The 310-nt window shown below is 53.2% G+C and carries 2 tRNA genes; both read right to left on the reverse strand.

Going from position 1 to position 310, the window contains the following annotated elements:
- Nucleotides 1-2: 2 nt before the first annotated feature.
- Nucleotides 3-78, reverse strand: a tRNA-Gly gene (locus OGV80_RS02825).
- 155 nt (nucleotides 79-233) lie between these two features.
- Nucleotides 234-309 (reverse strand) — tRNA-Gly (locus OGV80_RS02830).
- Nucleotide 310 lies beyond the last annotated feature (1 nt).

Here is a 310-nt window from a genome sequence, read left to right on the forward strand (position 1 = left end):
TTTGGAGCGGGAAACGAGACTCGAACTCGCGACCCCGACCTTGGCAAGGTCGTGCTCTACCAACTGAGCTATTCCCGCATAATCTTCGTCTTTCGAACCGCTACTGCGTTGGCTGCCTTCATTCGCCTGAGTCACTCACTTCAGTAAGCTCCTGAGTCTCATTCAGTTGCCGCCTTGTCGCAATTCGAAATCCTGCGATTGGTGGTCTGTGCTTAACAAGCACTTTCAAATTTTGGAGCGGGAAACGAGACTCGAACTCGCGACCCCGACCTTGGCAAGGTCGTGCTCTACCAACTGAGCTATTCCCGCA

Source organism: Citrobacter sp. Ce119, from assembly GCF_030334525.1.
In the GTDB taxonomy this organism is placed as follows: domain Bacteria; phylum Pseudomonadota; class Gammaproteobacteria; order Enterobacterales; family Enterobacteriaceae; genus Citrobacter; species Citrobacter europaeus.